Source organism: Pseudomonas sp. NMS19W (assembly GCF_051554255.1).
GTDB classification, from domain to species: domain Bacteria; phylum Pseudomonadota; class Gammaproteobacteria; order Pseudomonadales; family Pseudomonadaceae; genus Aquipseudomonas; species Aquipseudomonas kribbensis.
The window spans coordinates 76417-94904 of record NZ_CP136718.1 but is presented as its reverse complement, the minus strand read 5'-3'; the positions used below and the strand labels follow the sequence as shown (position 1 = coordinate 94904).

Genomic DNA, 18488 nt, shown 5'->3' with positions numbered 1-18488 from the left:
CCGGTCAGTTCTGGCGGATTTGTTCGAGGCGCAGGTCCAGATTCACGCTCGGATAACGCTTGTGCAGATTGTTGTACAGAGTGTCGGCAGCCTGTGATTGACCGGATTCGCGCAGGCGCAGGACTTCGCGCAGTTGCTCGTCGAGCCCATTGGCCGGTGCGGCGGCGCGCTTGCTGGCTTTGGCTTCGTCAGCCGTGTCGGCGCTGATCGATTCGCTTTGCATCGGCGCGGCCATTTCTGCCATCGGTGCGGGGGCAGGTGCTGATAACGCGCCCGCAGGGGCTGACAATCTTCGGGATTCAACAGCTTCCTTTCGGGCCAGTGGCGCAGCAGGTTTCGCAGCTGGAGCAAAATCGTAATGGGCCACCGGTTCCGGGACGCGCTGCACCAGAGTCAGCATCAGCGCGATGCCCACAAGACTGGCGAAAGCCACCTGATAACGCGGTTTCTGACAGGCCTTGAGCCAGCGCTGTGACAGGCTCGGTTTCGGTGCCGGGAGCTGACGATGCGCGGCGCTGATAATCAGTGCGTCGAGCTTCGCCGGCGGTTCGCCGAGCTGTTGCTCGCGATAATGCTTGAGCAGTTGCTCTTCGGGTGTCTGGCGGGTGTCCGTCATGTCAGTACCTCCTCGGCCAGCAGCCGACGCAGTTTGTGCTGGGCGTAGCGCAAGCGGCTCTTGACGGTTTCCAGCGGTGTTTCGGTGAGGCTGGCGATTTGCGCCAGGTCGAGGTCGCCGTGGGCGCGCAGCAGGAATACTTCGCGCTGCTCGGAAGGCAGGGTTTGCAGCGCGCTGTCCAGGCGCAGGCTGTCGCGACTGAGGCTCAGCAGTTGTTCGGGGTCGCTCGTATCGTCACTGACCGCATGGGTCTGTTCGTCGTAGCTGTCATGCAACGGCTGATGGGCGCCGTGCTTGCGCCAGTGATCGATCAGACGGTTGCGGGCAATCTGGAACAACCAGGTACGAAAAGTCGCCCGGCCTTGTGGCTGACTGCTGCTGCGGATCAGGCTAAGCCAGGTTTCCTGATACACCTCTTCGGCCAGTTCCGGTTTGCCACTCAACCCGAGCAGAAACCGGTACAGACTCTGGCGATGGCGGGCGTACAAGAGCTCGAACGCCTTGCCGTCGCCCTCCCGATAACGGGCCAGCAGCGATTCGTCACTGCTGGCCTCAAGGCTGTCTGCGCTGGCAAACAGCTGGCTGATAAACCCCTTCAGGCGGCTCACTATTCAACCCGTCGCTCGTTTGGCATCGCATTGGAGGCGGTCGCAGTCCGCAGGCTCTGCGCCAGTTCCACCAGTTGCACGAACTCGTTGCGCAGGCCGAAGCGGTCATCGCCACGGGCACCTCGGGCCAGGGTTTCGGTGTCCTTGAGGCTGAAATCGCCGGTGTAGCGGCCGTCCTTGAGTTGCTGGGAAAACGCAGCGACGGCGGCAGCAAAACGCAGGTCTTCACTGGCGGGCGCAATCTGACTGGCAATCGGCCGCTCGATCAGCAGACTTTTCCCACCTTCAGGCTTTTGATATCGCACACGCAGCATCGCCAATTCTCCTTTCTTCTCGGAAGCCACCGCATCGGTTTTTCCATAACGCAGCGGTTCCAACCAGCCTTTCTCGCCAGTCGGGACAATTTCATACAGCGCGGTCACCGTATGGCCTGCACCGATCTCACCGGCATCGACCTTGTCATTGCTGAAATCCTCACGCTTGAGCGCGCGGTTTTCGTAGCCGAGCAGCCGGTATTCACTGACCTGCGCCGGATTGAATTCCACCTGCAATTTGACGTTTTTCGCCACCACGGCGAGGGTCGAACCTAACTGATCCACCAAGACCTTGCGCGCCTCGCGCAGGTTGTCGATGTAGGCGTAGTTGCCGTCGCCGGCATCCGCCAGTTGTTCCATCAGGTGTTCATTGTAGTTATCCACACCAAACCCCAGGGTGGTCAGGGAAATCCCGGTCTTGCGTTTATCCACAGCCATTTGCTTGAGGCTGTCGAAGTCGCTGACGCCGACATTGAAATCACCGTCGGTAGCCAGCAGGATGCGGTTGATGCCTTTGGGAATGAGGGCTTGTTGCGCCATTTGGTAGGCCAGTTCGATACCGGAGGCACCCGCGGTCGAGCCTCCCGCAGTCAACTGCTCGATGGCTGTGCGAATTTTCGCTTTTTCCCGTCCGGACGTCGGCTCCAGCACCACTCTGGATTCGCCGGCATACACCACCAGCGAAACGCGATCCTGCTCGCGCAGTTGATCGACCAGCAGCTTCAGGGTGCTTTTGACCAGCGGCAGCCCTTCGCGACGATCCATCGAGCCGGATACGTCCACCAGAAACACCAGATTGGCCGGGGCCAGTTCCGCCACCGAGCGGTCAGACGCCTTGATGCCGATGCGCAGCAGCCGGGTGTGCGGGTTCCACGGCGAAGCGGCCAGTTCGGTGGTCACGCCGAATGGCGATCCGTCAGTGGGCAACGCATAGTCATAGGGAAAGTAATTGACCATCTCCTCCAGCCGCACCGCGCCTTCCGGCGGCAGGCGCCCCTGATTCAGCAAACGGCGGACGTTGGCGTAGGCGCCGGTATCCACATCGGCACTGAAGGTCGAGACGGGCGTTTCGGCAACGCTGTGAATCGGGTTATCGGCCAGGGTTTCGTATTGCTCGCGCGGCTCGGCGCGATAGTCCTGTGGATAACTTTCCCCGGCGGGCATCGGTGCAAAACTGGCCGTCGGCACCGCCAATGCACTGCGCTTGGCCAAAGCGTGATCGGCCATGACCCTCTCTTGTTGCGCTACGGGTTTTGACGGGGACTGTGCCGGTGACCGCACGGCGGCGGATTCCGGGTTGGAGGAAACACCGCAACCGGCGACGACCAACAGCACACCGGCAGCCAGGGGTCGCAGAAGCGTCGATGGAAGAGACATGGGGGCTGACCTCGAGGAAGAATTGATCCATTCAACCTCTGAGACGGACAGCCCTTTCAGTTCGGGTTAAACGCCGCCGACATTATTTTCAGCGGTGATAGCGCCGCACTGCACTGCTGTTGCGCAGCACATGGCCTTTGATTTTTTCCAGCAATTGGGCGCGGGTCAGGCCGGCCGGCAAGGCGTCGGGGGCCAGGTCCAGGGCGTAGATCTGAATGATGTAGTGGTGCGCACTGTCGCCGGTTGGCGGGCACGGGCCGACATAAGTGGTCGTGCCTTTGCTGTTGGTGCCGCCCAGGCCTTCGAAAGTCGGCTTGGTGCCGCTGCCGGCCGGGATCTGCCGGGTCGTGGCCTTGATGCCGTAATGAACCCAGTGATCGACGCCCAGGCCTTTCTGGCCGTCCGGATCATGCATCACGATGGCGTAGCTCTGGGTCGCGGCCGGCCCGGCGTTCCAGCTCAACGCCGGGGACAGGTTCTTGCCGCCGCAACCGGCGGCGTCACTGGCTGCCGCCGCGGTGAACAGACGGTTGTCCGAAACACCGGGAATGCTGAGGGTGAAACGCTCCTGGGCCTGCGCCGGAAACTGCACGCAAAGGGCGACGGCAACGGCCGCCAGCCAAGGGTTGAGAGAGGTCAATCGGGTCATTCCGGGAGCACCTTGTGCAGTTGGGCCGTCTTCGGCCTGCAGACTATAGCTGTACCGTTCGTGCCGTGGCAGTGGCAAATGACGCCCATTGGTATCACCGCGCTTACAGACGGTTCGTCGGCTCACGGTTATCGTCGTCCTCAGCATGCAGAAAAATCACCCGCGGATGCTCCAGCGGCGCCAGGGGTGGCGGCAGTTCCGCCGGTTCCACCGGCCACAGGTGCGGCACCACGTGGCTGACGTCACCGTCCTGGTTGTTATGGATGGTGATAACACCCGGGCTGCGCAGCTTCTGCAGGCGGTCATCGCACAGTTTGAAGCTTTTGCTCAGGCCGTCATCGTCAACCACCGGCGCGGCCAGACGACGCTGGGCGAAACTGCGGCTCTTGCGCTGTTGATAACGGGCCCAGGAAATCAGGATCACGGCGTTGACCAGCGCCACCCACAAATAAATCTGCAAGGTGCCAAGGGCTTCAAATGCCGAATTGTCGATGCGCGGCCCGCCGGCATGGGTTTCGATCAGCGGCCACAGCCCGCGCACCAGCAGATACAGCAGGCCAACCCAGGCCAGCACCGTGAGGATCACGTCGATCACCACCAGGAATGGCCGCTGGCGGGTCCGGATGATTTTCATTTGATGACCTCCTCTTCGTCGTCGCCCGCCGGTTTGATGCCCCGGTCGGGGCTGACCCAGCGCGCACGCTTCTGATGCTGGCCGAACAGCACCTTCGGAAAGCTGACCAGCGTGGTCAGCAGACTGATGAACCAGAACACCAACGGATACCAGACCACCCAGAACATGGTTCTGCCCAGACCCGGCTCATAGCGTCGGTCGATGATGATGCTGACCGCGAACTGCACCAGGCAGACAAACGCCAGCAGCAGTCCGGTAAAGGCCGGCGGCATCAAGTGATGCACGGCAATGGCCTCGGGCATGACCATGAACTTGCCCATCCCCCAGAAGATCACCGACAACAGAAAGGTGAAAGCCCAACCGGTCGACAGGCAATATTCGAACAGCAGCGGCCACAGATAACGGTGACGGTACTGCCAGATCCCGCGAATGTTCTTGAACAGCACTTCGGCACCACCCTGGGCCCAGCGCAGGCGCTGCTTCCACAGGCCGCGCAGGGTTTCCGGCATCAGGATCCAGCACAGGGCGCGGGGCTCGTAGAAGATGCTCCAGTGGTCCAGTTGCAGCTTCCAGCTGATGTCGATGTCTTCGGTGATCATGTCCGGGCTCCAGTAGCCGACCCGGTTCAACGCCGTGCGACGGAACGCAACGATCACACCGGACACGGTGAAGATCCGCCCGAAAACCCGCTGGGTGCGTTTGATCAGCCCGATGATCGACGAGAACTCGCCGACCTGGACCCGCCCGACCAGCGTCGAACGCGTGCGGATCCGCGGGTTGCCGGTCACCGCGCCAAGTCGCGCGTTGTCGAGCATCGGTGCCACGAGGTAAGCAGCGGTGTTCGGCGCCAGCAGCGCGTCACCGTCGATGCACACCAGATATTCACTGCGCGCCGCAATGGCGCCCATGCGCAGGGCCACGGCCTTGCCCTGGTTTTCCGCCAGGTGCAGCACCCGCAGCCGTGGGTCTTCCTTGGCCAGCGCATCCAGCACTTGCGCGGTGTTGTCCTTGGAACCGTCGTTGATCGCGATGACTTCGATGTTCGGGTAATGCTGGGCCAGCGCCGCGTGAATGGTGTCGGCGGCGTTGTCGCCCTCGTTGTAGCAAGGAATAAGGATCGAAATCAGCGGTTCGCCTTCCAGCGGTGGCGGCAGCGTGTCGTCTTTCCACGGCCAGTGCCGCTCCCAGTGCAGCCAGAAATACAGGCCGCCGGAAATCCACAACCCGGACATGAACAGCGGGTAGAAGAACACGAAGTCCATCAGGAATTGCCCGGTGACCAGGAAGATCAGCCCCAGCGGTACGCCGAGGACGATCGCCAGAACAAGCAGGGCCAGCAGTCTATCCAGCATGTCATGGGTTCCATTTGTTGGAGAGCGCTGGCCGCACGGTTTTCAGGTCCGGCAGGTTCTCGAGGAAGTTGTCCGGGTAGTAGCCGAAACTCGTCGCGCCCTGACGCTTGAGACGGCCCATCCAATCGGCCAGTTGTGCACCGTCGATGTCGGCCTGGTCCTTTTTCGTCCAGTCCCGGGCCTGCAATTCGAACACCGTGCGATCCAGCGCGCCGGGGCGCTGCTTGATCCTCGCCACCAGTTCTTCCAGCCACGGGCCGGATTGCGCATGGGTCTGTTTTTCCATGAGCGGCATGGCCATCGGTGCCGTCCAGTCGTAGCTCACGAGGAAGTCGTCAAGGTTCTGTGCGAACCACGCTTCGCTCTCGGGGTTGAGAATCGGCTCGGCGAAGATGTTGCGCGCAGTCAGCACCTGCGGGCCTCGGATCGCCCGGACCTTGGCGGTCAGTTCGTTGGTGAAGTCGATCAGGTAGCGGCTCTTGAACCGGGTCCAGCGCTGCATGGCCGCCGGATCGTCACGCAGGGCGGCAATCGAGCCCGGCAGGCCGTGGGCAACATAGGCCTTCAATGCCTCGGGGCTGGCGTCCTCGAAATCCGACAGCACGGCGTCGTCGTGGTAGAGGATGCCGTCGACCGAGGTCAGGCGCGCCACGTCTTCGTAGATTTCACCAATGATCCGCCGTACCTCGGGATCGAACGGCGACAGTCGCTTGTACTGATCCGGATCGACAGCGGTGGTGCCGGTCTTCGGATCCCAGCGTGTGACACGCGGCAGTTTCGAATCCAGCGCAAAACTCAGCACCGGCATCCAGGCGAACACTTTCACGTGAGCCCGGGTGCGCAGTTGCCAGGCGACACGGTCGAAAATATCGGCACGCACCGGCAGATGACGGTTGGGGAAATACAGCGAATGCACCAGGCCATCGCCTTTCGGGTCGGCGAAGGCTTGCAGAAATACCGTGTTGGCACCCATGTCGGCCATGCGCTGGATCAGCTTGCCGAGGTTCACTTCCTGCTGCGCCGGGTCCGGGTCATAGACGTTGTCCAGATCCACATGCACCACGCGCATGGCGAAATCGGACTGCACCGCCACGATGCTGTTGGCGAAATGCTCGCCGTCCGGGTCAGACGCGACGAGGAAACGTGGGCTGCTCATCAGGTTGTCGAGGGCATCGAGACCGTCGTCGAGGGTCAGGGCCATTTCGTAGCCCTGCTCGCTGACCACAGTCAGTGAAGTACCGTCCGCCGTGCCGTAGGGCCAGACCCAGACCCGTGGCTTCTTGCCGGTGGCCTTGCGGATTTTCTCCGAGATGGTGGCCACGTCGGTGCGGATACGCGCCTGGAAATCCGCCTCGGATTCATAGCGTTTGGTCACCGGATCGTAACGCCGGGTCGCGGCCGCCGGCTGCATGTTGCCTTGCGGGTTGGCGAGGATACCTTTGTGGCTGGCGTCGGTGTGGGCGGCGATTTCCACCAGGCCGGATTGCGAGATTTCGCGCACCTGATCCCAGGTCAGGAAGTCGGAACGCGGACGCATGGCGCCGGCAAAATCCACCGGCTGATTCAGCGGTGTGTCGATCCAGACGCCCACCGGTGCCAGCAGCGCATGCCAGTTATAGGCACGCAGCACCGGCATCACACGGGTGTAGAAACTCGCGTAGCCGTCGTCGAAGCTGAGCAGGATCGCCTTGGGCGGCAGTTCCGGCCCGCCCTTGCGCGCGGCCATGATCTGATCGACCGTCACCGGCTTGTAGTTGTTTTCCCGCAGCCACGCCAGTTGCTCGATCATGCGCTCGGTGCGCACCGCCACCACGGCCTGATCGGGATCACGGTCTTCGATGTCGTGGTAGGCAATGCCCAGCACGTGGTTTTTCGGCCATGGCTTTTCATTGGCCGCCACCGGGCGCTCGGACGGCGGTGCGAAGGCCGGGGCTTGCTGGGCGCAGGCGCTGACCAGCAGCACTCCCAGCAGAAGGATGAAACGCGAAATCAAAGGCATCTTCAAACTCTTCTAGAAGCGGAAAGTGAGGTCGACGAGCAGACGCAGATCGGTTTCCCGATCACCGTCGTAGGGCCGGTTGATCACACTGAACAAGCCGCCCACCTCGAATACGTCGTTCCAGGCATAACGCTGGCCATAGCCGAGCATCGCCATGCCGCCGGTGCCGTGGTCACGCTGACTGTACGTACCCGCACCGGCCTGGAACTGCTGGCTCCAGGAGGTTTCGTAGCGGTGGTAGAGCACGTGGTTGACGTTGACCGTCGGCATCACACTGAAGTCCGCCTTCGGGTTGTAGTAAGGCACGTCTTCGGAATTCGAGTTGTGGCTGGTGCTGACTTCCAGACCGGCATCGACCTGCACATGAGTCGTGCTGTAGACGCCTTCGCGCCCGGTCAGCAAGGCTTCGACGCGGTTGTTGCCGTCGCTGAAGTGCGACGGGCTGACCGACAGTTTCCATTCACGGCTTTCATTGGCGCGCCAGCGGATGAAACCGCTGCCGCCGTTGGCCTTGATGTTGCTGTTCAACGCGCGCAGCGGGGTGTCCGCCGACAGGTATTCAAGGCTGCCGCCGTACTGCCAGTTGTCGTTGATATCCCGGGCAATCGCCAGACGGGCGCCCTGCTTGTCGCCATAACCGTAGGAATGGTTGGAGACTTCCGCTTCGAGGGTCATGTCGCGGGTGCGACGTTCCAGACCGACACGCTGGAAGCGGTGGTTGCCGGTACCTTCAGCGAAGTCGCCAGTGGCGTAGCCGATCCCCGCGAACACCCGCCAGTCTTCATCGATCGGCGGGCTGTACAGCGTGCTCTGGATGCCGAAGTCCCGGCTGCCGCTGACTGCGCCGGCATTGCCACCGCTGCCGCCATTGGCCTTGCCGCCATACGCTTCGACGCGCAGCTCGGACATGTCATGCACTTCACGCTCGCGGGCCGCTCGCTGAACCTGGCGATTGTCCGGGAAACGCTCGACAACGTCGTCGGTCAGCGCATCCATCTGCCGCCATTCCTGAAGCGTCATGGCGGTACGGGCCTGAGCCACCTCCAGGCCCATGTCCCGGGGCACCATGCTCTCGACTTCCTTGAGCTGGCTTTCGGCGCGGCGCGGCCATTGGCGAGCCAGGTACAGATCGGCCTGGGACAGGCGCAAGCCGACGTTGCCCGGCGCCTGATCGACCAGGGTCTGCAGACGGTCCTCGCCATGGGGCAAATCCGCGCCATAGGTGCCAGCGGCCTGGGCCGACAACAGTTGGGCGTCCATCCAGTCGTCGCTGGGGTTGCCGATGGGCAGGCCCTTGAGTTCGACGCGCGGTTTCTCGTTTTTGGCCAGGTCTTCGGCGACCTTGCGTGCCTCCTCGGCACGGTCGCTTTCCAGCAGCGAGTAATACAGCGCGGTGGTGTCTTCGAGGCGATCACCGGCATCGGCATCCGGTGCCGAGAGCACCTGACGATACAGGTCGGTGGAGACTTCCGGCTGACGCTGATCCAGATAGGACGCGGCCACCCAGCGCAGGGCGTAGGTCGGAATTTTCACGCCTTCGGCTTGCAGCTTCTGGTATTCGGTAATCACGTCGGCAGTGCGCGCCCGGGCCTTGAGGGCGCCCATGCGGTCGATGCGCCAGCGGGTCACGTCATCGTGGGCGCTGGCGTCCGGGGTCCAGGTGGCGAGCAGCTTGTCGTAGTCGGCCAGCGCGCGGTCGGCGATCACGTAGCGTTCTTTTTCACTGCGGGTGGCAAATTCGGCGAGACGCACGCGTTCGGCGGCCAGATCGCCTTCGAGGCGGCGCTGGGTCACCGGATCGATCAATCCCGGACGCTGGTAGGCCAGGCGCAGTGCAGGCTCGGGCAGACGGGCCTTTTGCAGAGCCACCACGTATTCACGGGCGACTTCCGGTTTGCTGCCGGCGCGAACGAAGGCCTGATCGTATTCGAACAGTGCGTCGTACTGTTTGCCGGCGCGGGTCAGGGCATAGCCCAGTGCGAGACGGCGGGAAGGATCATCGGGCTTGGCGGCAACCAGCGCCTTGGCGCGGGTGACAGCCTCGTCGGGTTTGCCGGAATCCGCCTGGGTCAACGCCAGACCCAGTTGCAGGTCGGCATTGTTCGGCTCCAGCGCCAGGGCCTTGTTGTAGACCTCGGTGGCCTGATCCCAGCGTTTGAGATTGCGATAGGCGCGGGCGGTGGCGGTCAGGGCCTGAACAGGCAAGACACGGTTGCGGCCCTCGGATTCATAAACCTTGACCACTTCGGCATCGAGCCCGGCCCAACTGGCGATTTGCAGGTGATCGCTGATCTGCCCCGTGGTCGACTGGCCCGGCGGAACCTGACGCAGCACGTTCAGTGCAGGCGTGGTCTGCCCGGCACGCGCATCACGCACCATCTGATCATAGGGCGTATCGGCCAGCGCCAATGCGGGCCAGAGCAACTGGCTGCACAGCGCAACGCGAAACAAAGGGCGTAAACCACGATGTAATACAGGAACATCAATACGCGGCATCAATCAGCATCCTTACATGGCCAGCCGGGTCGCAATGCCCTCCTTGCCCATTCGTAACGGATGGCCGGGTCGGCGACCCAGCCAGGCTTTAGTAGCAGGGCAGTCTTGCACGCAAGCGTAGACCAATATTCAGAACACAATAATTATTCAGATTCGTGACGAAGCGCGGCGGAGCGCGCCGCAAGGCCGGATGCCAGACAGCAAAACGCCCGGCGTTTGCGGGTAGCAAAGGCCGGGCGCTGAGGTGTTGCGCGGGGTTTTACTGTTCCTGGCTGACGCTCACACCAGCGAACTTGCTCATCAGGAAGCCGACGAATTGCTCGACGGTCATCTTCTGGCCGTTGAACTCCACCTGATTGGCGGCGTAATGCAACTTGGTTGTCACATTGGTGCCATCCAGCGTTGCCAGCTGCGAACCCACGGCCATGCCGGAGAACATGTCGGCGGCGGCGCTGGCCTGGTCAACAATGGCTTTGGCGTCGGTCTGACCGTCAATCTGGGCCTGCACGCTGAGCAGATCCACCAGCATCGGCTTGGACACCAGCACATTGAGGTCCAGCAGGGCGATCAGCTGTTTGCCCAGTTGATCCGGCGGCAGGTCCATCGAGGCCGGTTTGGTCAGGTCGAGCACCAGATTGGCACGGCTTTCACCGTTGGCGGTTTTCAGCGACAGGTCTTCCAGCGCCAGTTGCGGGCCGGCGGCCAGCAGTTTCTGCATGTCAGACTTGACCTGGGCGGACTCGGCTTCGGTCAGGTTCAGCTCTGGCGCCGGCAGGCCGGCGGCAGTGGCTTCGGCGGCGGCTTTTTCGTACGGCTGCAGCTTGGTCTGGTAAATCTGCATCAGCGACAGGGCCGACGGGATGTCGAGGTTCTTCAGGCTCATGGCCAGGTTGGCCGAGCCGATTTTCTTGTCGTTGAGGGTCACTTCGCCGATTTTGTAGTCGGCACGACCGGAGGCGTTGCTGCCGTTCTCTTCGGTGAGGTTCTTCATCTCGAAGTTCTTCACGCCCAGCACCAACTGTTTGGCACCGAAAGTGGTCTTGCTGCTGGTCAGCTCCAGCGTGTTCTCACCGGTGTAGTAGCCGTAGCTGCTCTTGTTCAGGTTGCTGGCCAGGGTCAGGCCGTTGAGTTCGATCTGCACCGGCGCCTGATCTTCAGCCACAGTGGTCAGGTGCAGGCTGTCCATATAGCCGTTGGCCTTGACCTTCTGCGCCTGGGCGCTGGCGGAAATGTCCATGTTCAGACCGGAAAACTTCAGGCTCGACTTGTCATCCAGCGCGGTTTCCAGCGGCAGCAGTTCGATATTGCCGGTGGTGGACTGGTCATAGCCGATGTTGACCACCCCCTTGAGCGGCGCAGCGCCCTTGGTGGCGGCAAACCATTTCTCGGTGACCGGGGTCTTTTCCAGCTCATAGTGACTGGTGGCCATGACCGGCAGCCATTTCAGCGAGACCAGACGCGAGAACGGTAGCGGGCCGTGTTCGATGTGGTCGACGAACAGCAGCTCGACCGGTGCTTCACCGAACATCTCGCCTTCGCCCTTGAGGCGATAGTGCGCAGTGCTGCTGAAGGTGTGACGCTCCAGCGATACCAGCTCCAGCGACGCGCTGCCGTTGGAGCCGGCCATGGCGGTCTGCAGCTCTTTGTTGGCGTCGACGACGGCGTTGTTGAGCACGCCTTCAATCTTGGTGCCCGTATACCAGGCCCCGCCGACGCTGATGGCGCCGATGGCAACAACGATTCCGAGAAGCACGCCTGCTGATTTATTCATGAATGACCTGATCGATTTCCGTGGCTGAATGTATGGCCGTCTTCCGTGAACCCGTGACCGGGCCGTGGTTCGACTCCGCTGAATTTAGCGGTGGAGATTAGCACTGGCCGCGCAGGGCGGCCCAATGTTTAAAGGTTAAAGAGTGTCCACGGGACATGGACAAACAAAAAGATCGCCGGGTTCGGCGATCTTTTCGGGATCAGGAATATTGGACCTCGATCTCATCGAGCTGATGATCGAAGCTTCTCAGGCGTGCGGTCCAGGTGTACACGAGCACCTCGAAATCCCGGTCGATCACCGCCCCGCCCGGCCCGTCGTTGCGCGGGTCACAGAAATCCAGTTGATAGCGCTCGCGGGCCATGGCCGTGGCCACGTCGGACAGCTCACGGGCGTTGTTCAGCCAGTGCCAGCCGTCATCGGCGACTTGCCTGTCGAGCTCCAGACACTGTTTTTTCAGGGCTTCGAGGCTTTTCTCCAGCGGGGTGCCGGTGAGTTCGCCCATGACCTCGGCGAAGGTGCGTCCCGGTTGCCAGTAGCTGCCCCAGAAGTAGCGGTCGAACACGGTTTCGACTTTGCGCAGCGCGACTTTGGTGTCCCAGATCAGCAGCAGCGTCTTGCTTTGCTCAAGCTGGCGTTTCTTGAGTCGTTGCACCTGCACCAGCGACCAGGCCACCACCACGATCGCCATCACCGCGATCAACGCGGTCGCGCTGTCGAGGAAGACCATCGCCTTGTCGATCTGATGGGCCAGCATGATGCCGTAGAAATAGGTGGCAGACAGCAGCACCAGTGCGACCAGGGCGCACCAGAAGCCGAGAGCGTAAGGGTTTTTCATTATTGGTTTCCCCTAGACCTGCGCTAGCAATGTGCGCTGAAAAGGCGCCTTGCTCAGGGCGCCCCTCCAACACTTCAAAGCATAGCAACGGCCTCAGGGTTTGCTGGCGCTCGAGGCTTGCGTTCGTCCGCTTTCCCAACCGCCGCCGAGGGCGAGGAACAAATCGATCTGGCTCATGGCAACCTGAGTGTTGGCGGCGGCCAGTTGCGCGGTGACATCGGTGTAGGTGCGGGTGGCTTGCAGATCGGCGAGGAACGACTCGCGGCCCGCCTGGAAGAAGCGGTGAGTCTGGTCAGCCGCCAGCTTCGCCGACTGCTCGGCATCGGCCAGCGCATCGCGGCGTTGCAGCAGCGCGGTGTACTGGGCCAGACCGGTCTGGGTTTCGCGGATGGCGTTCAGCACCACGCCGTCGAAATGTGCCAAAGCGCCCTGGGTCGAGGCTTCGGCTTCGCGGATACGTGCCCGGGCGCCGTTGGTCGGCACCTTCCAGCTTAGCGACGGGCCAAAGCCCCAGCGGTTGGTCGATGGATCACCAAGGTCGGAGACAATGCCGACGGTGCCGATGGTCGCGCCGATGCTGATGTCCGGGTACAGCTCGCCGGTGGCGATGCCGATGCCAGCAGTCGCGGCGGCCAGTCGACGCTCGGCCTGGCGGATATCCGGACGCCGCTTGAGCAGTGCAGCGCCGTCACCAACCGGCACCAGTTGGGCGATTTTCGGCAGTTCGGCGCAGGTCGCGGTGCCGGCCGGCAATTGATCGACCGGTTTGGCCAGCAGCATCGACAGGCGGAACAACCCGGCCTGACGCGCCGCTTCATAGCGCGGCAGATCGGCGCGCAGGGACTTGAATTGGGTCTGCGAACGGGTGACCTGGGTTTCGTCCCCGCGCCCGGCATCGCGCAGGCGCTGAATCAGTGTGGTGCTCTGGGATTGCAGGTCGAGGGAATGCTGGGCGATTTCCCGTTCTTCGTTGGCCGCGCAGACCTGGGTGTAAGCCCGGACCACGTCCGCCACCAAGGTGATGCGCGCGGTGTCGGCGGCGGCCTGGGTCGCGTCGGCGTTGGCTTTCGCCGCTTCGATCCCGCGCTGCAGGACGCCCCACAGGTCGAACTGGTAGGAGGCGCTGATACCGATGTCGGCAACGTTGGCCACCGGAACTTTCTCCGGCAGCAGGAACGCCTGACCGGACTCCTGCAAGCGCTGGGCGCCCATTTTCACGCCGCCGCTCCAGCCCCCGGCCGCCTCGGCCTCATCGACCTGGGCACGGGCCCGCGACAGGTTCGCCGCCGCCACCCGCAGATCGGTGTTGGAGGCCATGGCCTGCTGCACCAGTTGATCCAGACGCGGATCGCGATACAACCGCCACCAGTCCGCCGGCACCGGAGTAGAAACCACAGGCTTGCCGGCCACCGCCAGATCGCCCTGAAAATCCTTGCGCTGAATCGCTGCATCAGCGGGCAGGTGATAGTCCGGCCCGACCATGGAGCAGGCCGACAACATCACGCCCAAACCGGCGATCATCAGGGCCCTGCTCATTTCGCGGGCTCCTGCTGATCGTCGATGATCGACACCGTGGCGGTACGCCCGGCGATCATGCGGAAGTCTTCCGGTACATCGTCGAAGGCAATGCGCACCGGAATCCGCTGCGCCAGACGCACCCAGCTGAAGGCCGGGTTGACGTTGGGCAGCAGGTTGCTGCCGCTCGAGCGGTCACGGTCTTCGATACCGGCGACGATGCTTTCGACATGCCCGCGCAAGCGGGCGCGGTCGCCTATCACGCGAATATCCACCGACTGACCGATGTGGATGCCGTCGAGTTTGGTCTCTTCGAAATAGCCGTCGATGTGGAATGAGTTGCTGTCCACCACCGACAACACCGGACGCCCGGCGGTGACGAACTCTTGCGCACGTGGCGCACGGTCGTTGACGTAGCCGTCCACCGGGCTGCGGATCACCGAGCGGTCGAGGTTGAGCTGGGCGCTGTCCACCGTCACCAGCGCTTCAGCCAGTGCCGATTGCGCACGAGCGACTTTCGACTGGCTTTCTTCCAGCTGTTCCGCCGGCACCAGATTGCCCAGCCCTCGGTTACGCTTGGCTTCACGCTGGGCCTGAGCGAGGGTTTCTTCGCGGTCGGCAACGGCTGCCTTGGCCTGACGCAACGCCAGTTTGAAACGGTCCTGATCGATGCTGAACAGCACCTGGCCGCGTTTCACCAACTGGTTGTCCTTGACCTCGACCTGCTGGATCAGCCCGGACACGTCCGGGGCGATCTGCACGATGTCGGCACGGATGTGGCCGTCGCGGGTCCAGGGCGCGAACATGTAATACATCACCATGCGCCAGACCACGACGACGGCGAAAGCCACGATCAGCAAGGTCAGCATCACGCGACCGATAGTCAAAAACGGTTTTTTCATGTCATCAGGTATCGACTGAGTGAGTCCACGCCGTACAGCATCACGGCGTAGAGGGCCACGTTGAACAATGCCCGGTGCCAGACCAGACGGTAGAAATGCAGGCGTGTGAGCACGCCGTGTACCAGCACGAACAGCACGTAAGTGATGCCCATCAGCACCAGCAGGGTCGGCAGGAAGATGCCGCTGATGTCCAGGTCACCGATCATAGGGGCGCTCCTTCGGGCAGCGGTTCTTCGGGCTCGGCACTGGAGACGAATTCGACGCCGGGCAGCAGGGCCAGGCGCAAACCGCTCAAGGCGTGCAACAGGTGTAGTCGGGTTTCTTCATCGCCGTGGCCGTTGAGCGCGCGGCGGGTGCGGTCCATGGTCATCAGCAAAGCGCTTGGCGCCGGCAGGCGTTCGCCGGCCTTGAGGCAGGCGCGGAAATACTCGCCGACCTCGGCCACCACTTGCTGCAGCAACGCGTTCGGCGCACCGGTCACGCGCGGGGTGTAGGCCAGCAGGTCGAGCAAATTCAGCCCTACGCGCACTTCGCGCATGGCGATGCCGGTGTCCTGACCGGTCAGCGCCAGACGTGGCAAGTGCTGCATCAGGCGGTCGAGCAACTGCACGCCCAGTTGCCGGTGCTCGGCGAGGTTCGCCGGCTCGGTCATGCTGACGATGTCTTTCCAGCTGAAACGGGTCAGGCGCTTGGCCGCCAGTTCGGCGCCGAACGGCCGGGCGATCAGGGTCCAGATGAAAGCGAACAACAGCCCCAGCGGCCCCGCCAGGTTGGAGTTGGCGAACGCAAAGAAGTCAGCGTCGTAGGCGCCCTGGATGCTGATGAACGACGAGGTGTTGACCAGCGTCAGCAGCATGCCGAGGTAAAACCGTGGCTGCACCGTCAGCGTACCGACGCAGATGAACGGGATGGCAAACGCCAGCACCAGCATCGGGAAGTCGTGCAGGTTCGGCAGCACCAGAAACAGGTACAGACTGGCAAACAGCACCGACATCCCGGTCCAGAAAAAGAACCGGTAAATCTGCGGCGCCGGGTCGTCCATCGAAGCGAAGAAGCTGCACGACACCGCCGCCAGAATCACTGCACTGCCGCCATCGGTCCAGCCCAGCAGAATCCACAGCGTCGAGGCGACGATGATCGCCAGAATGGTCGACGCCACCGAATACAGCATCAGTCCACGGTCGAGGAACGGCGTCAGACGACCGAGGCGCCAGTGGCGGTAGACCGCGCGCCAGCTGTCCTGGCGTTCGCACAGGATCGCATCCTGCAGACTGCGACAGTCCTGCCACAGATCGATGAATTCGCCGAGGCGGTACAGCGCGTTGGAGAACAACAACTGTTTGCGATCTTCCAGGGCTTCGGCGCTCGGTTGCAGGGCTTCGAGCTGATCCCGCAGGGCTTGCCAGCGGTCGAGATCGGCGTCTTTGTAGCCGAGCCATTCCCGGGTGGCGGTGAGCAGCGGCGCGAATTTTTCCACCAGTTCCGGCGTACGCCGTTCGAGGGCGTAGAGCGAATCTTCCAGGGCATCGATCACCGGCAGCAGATGAATCATCCGCCCGCGCAGTTCCTTGGTGTTGCGCACCGTCTGCGGCCGCGCGCCTTCGTGGGGCAACTGGCCGATCATCAATTCCAGGCTGTTGAAACTGCCGACCATGGCCATGCGCAGGGCGGTGACTTCTTCGGGATTCACGTCACGGCTGAGGAATTTCAGGCTGTAGGTGGTCGCGTCGGCGAACCACTTGCCCACGGCATCGTTGAACACCGGCGCCAGGCGCCGTGGCCAGAACATCGCGCCGACCACGGCAGCGACCGCGATGCCGAGGAAGATCTCTTCAGTCCGGGCTTCCGCCACGTCCCACACCGCCAGCGGGTTATCCACCACCGGCAGAGCGATCAGCGGCAAAGTGTAGCCGGCGAGCATCAACGCATAGTTATTGGCGGTGCGCAGATGCAGGGACAGGAACAGCAGAATCCCGGTCCACAACGCGATGACCACCACCAGCACATAGGGGCTCTGGACGAACATCGGCACAAACAGCACCGCCGCAGCGGCGCCGAGGAACGTACCGATCGCCCGATACAGCGCCTTGGAACTGGTCGGCCCGAGGAACGGGCTGGAAACGATGTACACCGTGGCCATCGCCCAGTACGGACGCGGCATCTGCATCAGCAAAGCGATGTACAGCGCGATCATCGAGGCCGCGAACGTACGGATCCCGTAGAACCAGTCCCGGGCCGGAGGAATGCCGGAAAAAAAGCCGTTCACGGATGGGTCACCGCTGGCGGACTGGCCGCTTCGAAAGCCCTCAATACTCGAAGCGTAGCTTCCAGATCACTCCGGTCGATGCCTTCGAGCACCTCATTGCGCAAACGCACCAGCTCGACTTCCACCGCCTGCACCAGTTCACGGCCGGTGTCGGTCAGGCTCAGACATTTCGCGCGGCGATCCTGCGGATCTTCAGTGCGGCAGACGTAGCCGGCGTGGCACAACTGATCGAGCAGCCGCACCAGCGAAGGACTCTCGATCCCCGCCGCCTGTGCCACCTGCACCTGATGCACACGCTCCCCGAGCCGCCCAATCATCAACAACGGGACGGCGCAGGCTTCGGAAATTCCATAGTTGACCAGCGTGGTCTGGCAGATCTTCCGCCAATGCCTGGCGGCCACCACCATGGCACTGCTGATGTTCATCTGGAGAGCGTCGAGAGTATTCGGCACGAGGGAATGCACACACTGTTAGTTTGCTAACTATCAATATGGCATTGGAGGGGAAATTCAGTCAAGTTTTGAAACACATTGGCAGTCACGCGTTAACTCAACGTCGCTTGGCGCTCTCGTAAACATCTCCACGCTCACGCTTACCGACCGCAACTACCGAGACAACCACCCGCTCTTCGATCACTTGGTAAACCAGACGATAACCGGATGCCTTGAGTTTGATCTTGTAACAGTCAGGCATCCCCTGCAGGGAATCAGCTGGAATGCGAGGACGCTCCAGGCGCTCAGCCAGTTTCTTCTTGAATTGATCGCGCAGCGTATGACTCAATTTGTTCCACTCTTTGTGAGCGGAAGGCAGGAATTCGAGCTTATAGGTCATCCAGGCTTACCGGTATGGGAGTCTCATGACTGCGAGAACGAACGATTTCTGCCAACTCGAGATCATCGAGCCGCTCCATCATCGCTTCGTAAACGTCAGCCGGCACCATGTAGCCCATGACCCGGTTGTGATTCAGGACAGCTACCGCTCCTCCGTGCGCGCCGTTGAGCACCGCAGAAGGATTCTTCTTCAGTTCAGAAACACTGACGGCCATATCGGCCAGCACACTTTGCATAATAAAAGACCTCAATTGAGGTCGTGATTCTGGTCTAAATAATCATCACAGGCAACCGGATGAGTTGACCCAGCTTACGAACGGCAGA

The 18488-nt window shown here is 62.1% G+C and carries 17 protein-coding genes; all 17 read right to left on the bottom strand.

Going from position 1 to position 18488, the window contains the following annotated elements:
* Positions 1-4 precede the first annotated feature (4 nt).
* The 17 genes from R1A29_RS00320 to R1A29_RS00240 all read right to left on the bottom strand — a co-directional run bounded on the left by R1A29_RS00320 (position 5) and on the right by R1A29_RS00240 (position 18400).
* On the bottom strand, positions 5-616 hold the full coding sequence (locus tag R1A29_RS00320; RefSeq protein WP_438300330.1) for a hypothetical protein: 612 nt from the start codon (positions 614-616) through the stop codon (positions 5-7).
* The gene (locus R1A29_RS00315; RefSeq protein ID WP_438301998.1) at positions 613-1194 is read right to left on the bottom strand and encodes an RNA polymerase sigma factor; all 582 of its coding nucleotides are present in this window, start codon (positions 1192-1194) and stop codon (positions 613-615) included. Before R1A29_RS00315 ends, R1A29_RS00320 begins: the two co-directional genes overlap by 4 nt.
* 29 nt (positions 1195-1223) lie before the next feature.
* Entirely contained in the window at positions 1224-2915 is a 1692-nt protein-coding gene (locus R1A29_RS00310; protein WP_438300329.1) for a vWA domain-containing protein, read from the bottom strand.
* Between the two features lie 88 nt (positions 2916-3003).
* Positions 3004-3564, bottom strand: a complete 561-nt coding sequence (locus R1A29_RS00305; RefSeq protein WP_085712643.1) for a YbhB/YbcL family Raf kinase inhibitor-like protein — start codon at positions 3562-3564, stop codon at positions 3004-3006.
* 103 nt (positions 3565-3667) lie between these two features.
* The gene (pgaD, locus tag R1A29_RS00300; RefSeq protein WP_085712642.1) at positions 3668-4198 is read right to left on the bottom strand and encodes a poly-beta-1,6-N-acetyl-D-glucosamine biosynthesis protein PgaD; all 531 of its coding nucleotides are present in this window, start codon (positions 4196-4198) and stop codon (positions 3668-3670) included.
* Entirely contained in the window at positions 4195-5550 is a 1356-nt protein-coding gene (gene pgaC / locus R1A29_RS00295) for a poly-beta-1,6-N-acetyl-D-glucosamine synthase (RefSeq protein WP_423204663.1), read from the bottom strand. The genes pgaD and pgaC overlap by 4 nt, the downstream gene beginning before the upstream one ends.
* Position 5551: 1 nt before the next feature.
* On the bottom strand, positions 5552-7549 hold the full coding sequence (gene pgaB, locus R1A29_RS00290; RefSeq protein ID WP_438300328.1) for a poly-beta-1,6-N-acetyl-D-glucosamine N-deacetylase PgaB: 1998 nt from the start codon (positions 7547-7549) through the stop codon (positions 5552-5554).
* A gap of 12 nt (positions 7550-7561) precedes the next feature.
* A complete protein-coding gene (gene pgaA / locus R1A29_RS00285) occupies positions 7562-10045 on the bottom strand; it encodes a poly-beta-1,6 N-acetyl-D-glucosamine export porin PgaA (RefSeq protein ID WP_438300327.1) in 2484 nt (827 codons plus the stop codon).
* Between the two features lie 259 nt (positions 10046-10304).
* Complete coding sequence (locus tag R1A29_RS00280; RefSeq protein WP_438300326.1) at positions 10305-11816, bottom strand: YdgA family protein; 1512 nt, start codon at positions 11814-11816, stop codon at positions 10305-10307.
* Positions 11817-12015: 199 nt separating this feature from the next.
* Positions 12016-12651, bottom strand: a complete 636-nt coding sequence (locus R1A29_RS00275; protein WP_438300325.1) for an NADH:ubiquinone oxidoreductase subunit N — start codon at positions 12649-12651, stop codon at positions 12016-12018.
* A gap of 93 nt (positions 12652-12744) precedes the next feature.
* Complete coding sequence (locus R1A29_RS00270; protein WP_438300324.1) at positions 12745-14187, bottom strand: efflux transporter outer membrane subunit; 1443 nt, start codon at positions 14185-14187, stop codon at positions 12745-12747.
* Complete coding sequence (locus R1A29_RS00265; RefSeq protein ID WP_085712635.1) at positions 14184-15068, bottom strand: efflux RND transporter periplasmic adaptor subunit; 885 nt, start codon at positions 15066-15068, stop codon at positions 14184-14186. Before R1A29_RS00265 ends, R1A29_RS00270 begins: the two co-directional genes overlap by 4 nt.
* The gene (locus tag R1A29_RS00260) at positions 15065-15274 is read right to left on the bottom strand and encodes a DUF1656 domain-containing protein (RefSeq protein ID WP_007957657.1); all 210 of its coding nucleotides are present in this window, start codon (positions 15272-15274) and stop codon (positions 15065-15067) included. Before R1A29_RS00260 ends, R1A29_RS00265 begins: the two co-directional genes overlap by 4 nt.
* Entirely contained in the window at positions 15271-17334 is a 2064-nt protein-coding gene (locus tag R1A29_RS00255; RefSeq protein ID WP_085712634.1) for an FUSC family protein, read from the bottom strand. Before R1A29_RS00255 ends, R1A29_RS00260 begins: the two co-directional genes overlap by 4 nt.
* Positions 17331-17759 carry a MarR family winged helix-turn-helix transcriptional regulator gene (locus R1A29_RS00250; RefSeq protein WP_438300323.1) on the bottom strand — a complete coding sequence of 143 codons (429 nt, stop codon included), beginning with the start codon at positions 17757-17759 and terminating at the stop codon, positions 17331-17333. Before R1A29_RS00250 ends, R1A29_RS00255 begins: the two co-directional genes overlap by 4 nt.
* 124 nt (positions 17760-17883) lie before the next feature.
* A complete protein-coding gene (locus R1A29_RS00245) occupies positions 17884-18165 on the bottom strand; it encodes a type II toxin-antitoxin system RelE family toxin (protein ID WP_438300322.1) in 282 nt (93 codons plus the stop codon).
* Positions 18155-18400: a type II toxin-antitoxin system Phd/YefM family antitoxin gene (locus R1A29_RS00240; protein ID WP_039773014.1), complete on the bottom strand. Its 246-nt coding sequence runs from the start codon at positions 18398-18400 to the stop codon at positions 18155-18157. The genes R1A29_RS00245 and R1A29_RS00240 overlap by 11 nt, the downstream gene beginning before the upstream one ends.
* Between the last annotated feature and the right edge of the window lie 88 nt (positions 18401-18488).

What these genes read in the sequence shown, in the direction of transcription:
- R1A29_RS00275 (WP_438300325.1), bottom strand. Translation starts at nt 12,651, where the DNA reads ATGAAAAACCCTTACGCTCTCGGCTTCTGGTGCGCCCTGGTCGCACTG.
- pgaD (WP_085712642.1), bottom strand. Translation starts at nt 4,198, where the DNA reads ATGAAAATCATCCGGACCCGCCAGCGGCCATTCCTGGTGGTGATCGAC.
- pgaA (WP_438300327.1), bottom strand. Translation starts at nt 10,045, where the DNA reads ATGCCGCGTATTGATGTTCCTGTATTACATCGTGGTTTACGCCCTTTG.
- R1A29_RS00320 (WP_438300330.1), bottom strand. Translation starts at nt 616, where the DNA reads ATGACGGACACCCGCCAGACACCCGAAGAGCAACTGCTCAAGCATTAT.
- R1A29_RS00270 (WP_438300324.1), bottom strand. Translation starts at nt 14,187, where the DNA reads ATGAGCAGGGCCCTGATGATCGCCGGTTTGGGCGTGATGTTGTCGGCC.
- R1A29_RS00245 (WP_438300322.1), bottom strand. Translation starts at nt 18,165, where the DNA reads ATGACCTATAAGCTCGAATTCCTGCCTTCCGCTCACAAAGAGTGGAAC.
- R1A29_RS00240 (WP_039773014.1), bottom strand. Translation starts at nt 18,400, where the DNA reads ATGCAAAGTGTGCTGGCCGATATGGCCGTCAGTGTTTCTGAACTGAAG.
- pgaC (WP_423204663.1), bottom strand. Translation starts at nt 5,550, where the DNA reads ATGCTGGATAGACTGCTGGCCCTGCTTGTTCTGGCGATCGTCCTCGGC.
- R1A29_RS00310 (WP_438300329.1), bottom strand. Translation starts at nt 2,915, where the DNA reads ATGTCTCTTCCATCGACGCTTCTGCGACCCCTGGCTGCCGGTGTGCTG.
- R1A29_RS00280 (WP_438300326.1), bottom strand. Translation starts at nt 11,816, where the DNA reads ATGAATAAATCAGCAGGCGTGCTTCTCGGAATCGTTGTTGCCATCGGC.
- R1A29_RS00250 (WP_438300323.1), bottom strand. Translation starts at nt 17,759, where the DNA reads ATGAACATCAGCAGTGCCATGGTGGTGGCCGCCAGGCATTGGCGGAAG.
- R1A29_RS00260 (WP_007957657.1), bottom strand. Translation starts at nt 15,274, where the DNA reads ATGATCGGTGACCTGGACATCAGCGGCATCTTCCTGCCGACCCTGCTG.
- R1A29_RS00305 (WP_085712643.1), bottom strand. Translation starts at nt 3,564, where the DNA reads ATGACCCGATTGACCTCTCTCAACCCTTGGCTGGCGGCCGTTGCCGTC.
- pgaB (WP_438300328.1), bottom strand. Translation starts at nt 7,549, where the DNA reads ATGCCTTTGATTTCGCGTTTCATCCTTCTGCTGGGAGTGCTGCTGGTC.
- R1A29_RS00265 (WP_085712635.1), bottom strand. Translation starts at nt 15,068, where the DNA reads ATGAAAAAACCGTTTTTGACTATCGGTCGCGTGATGCTGACCTTGCTG.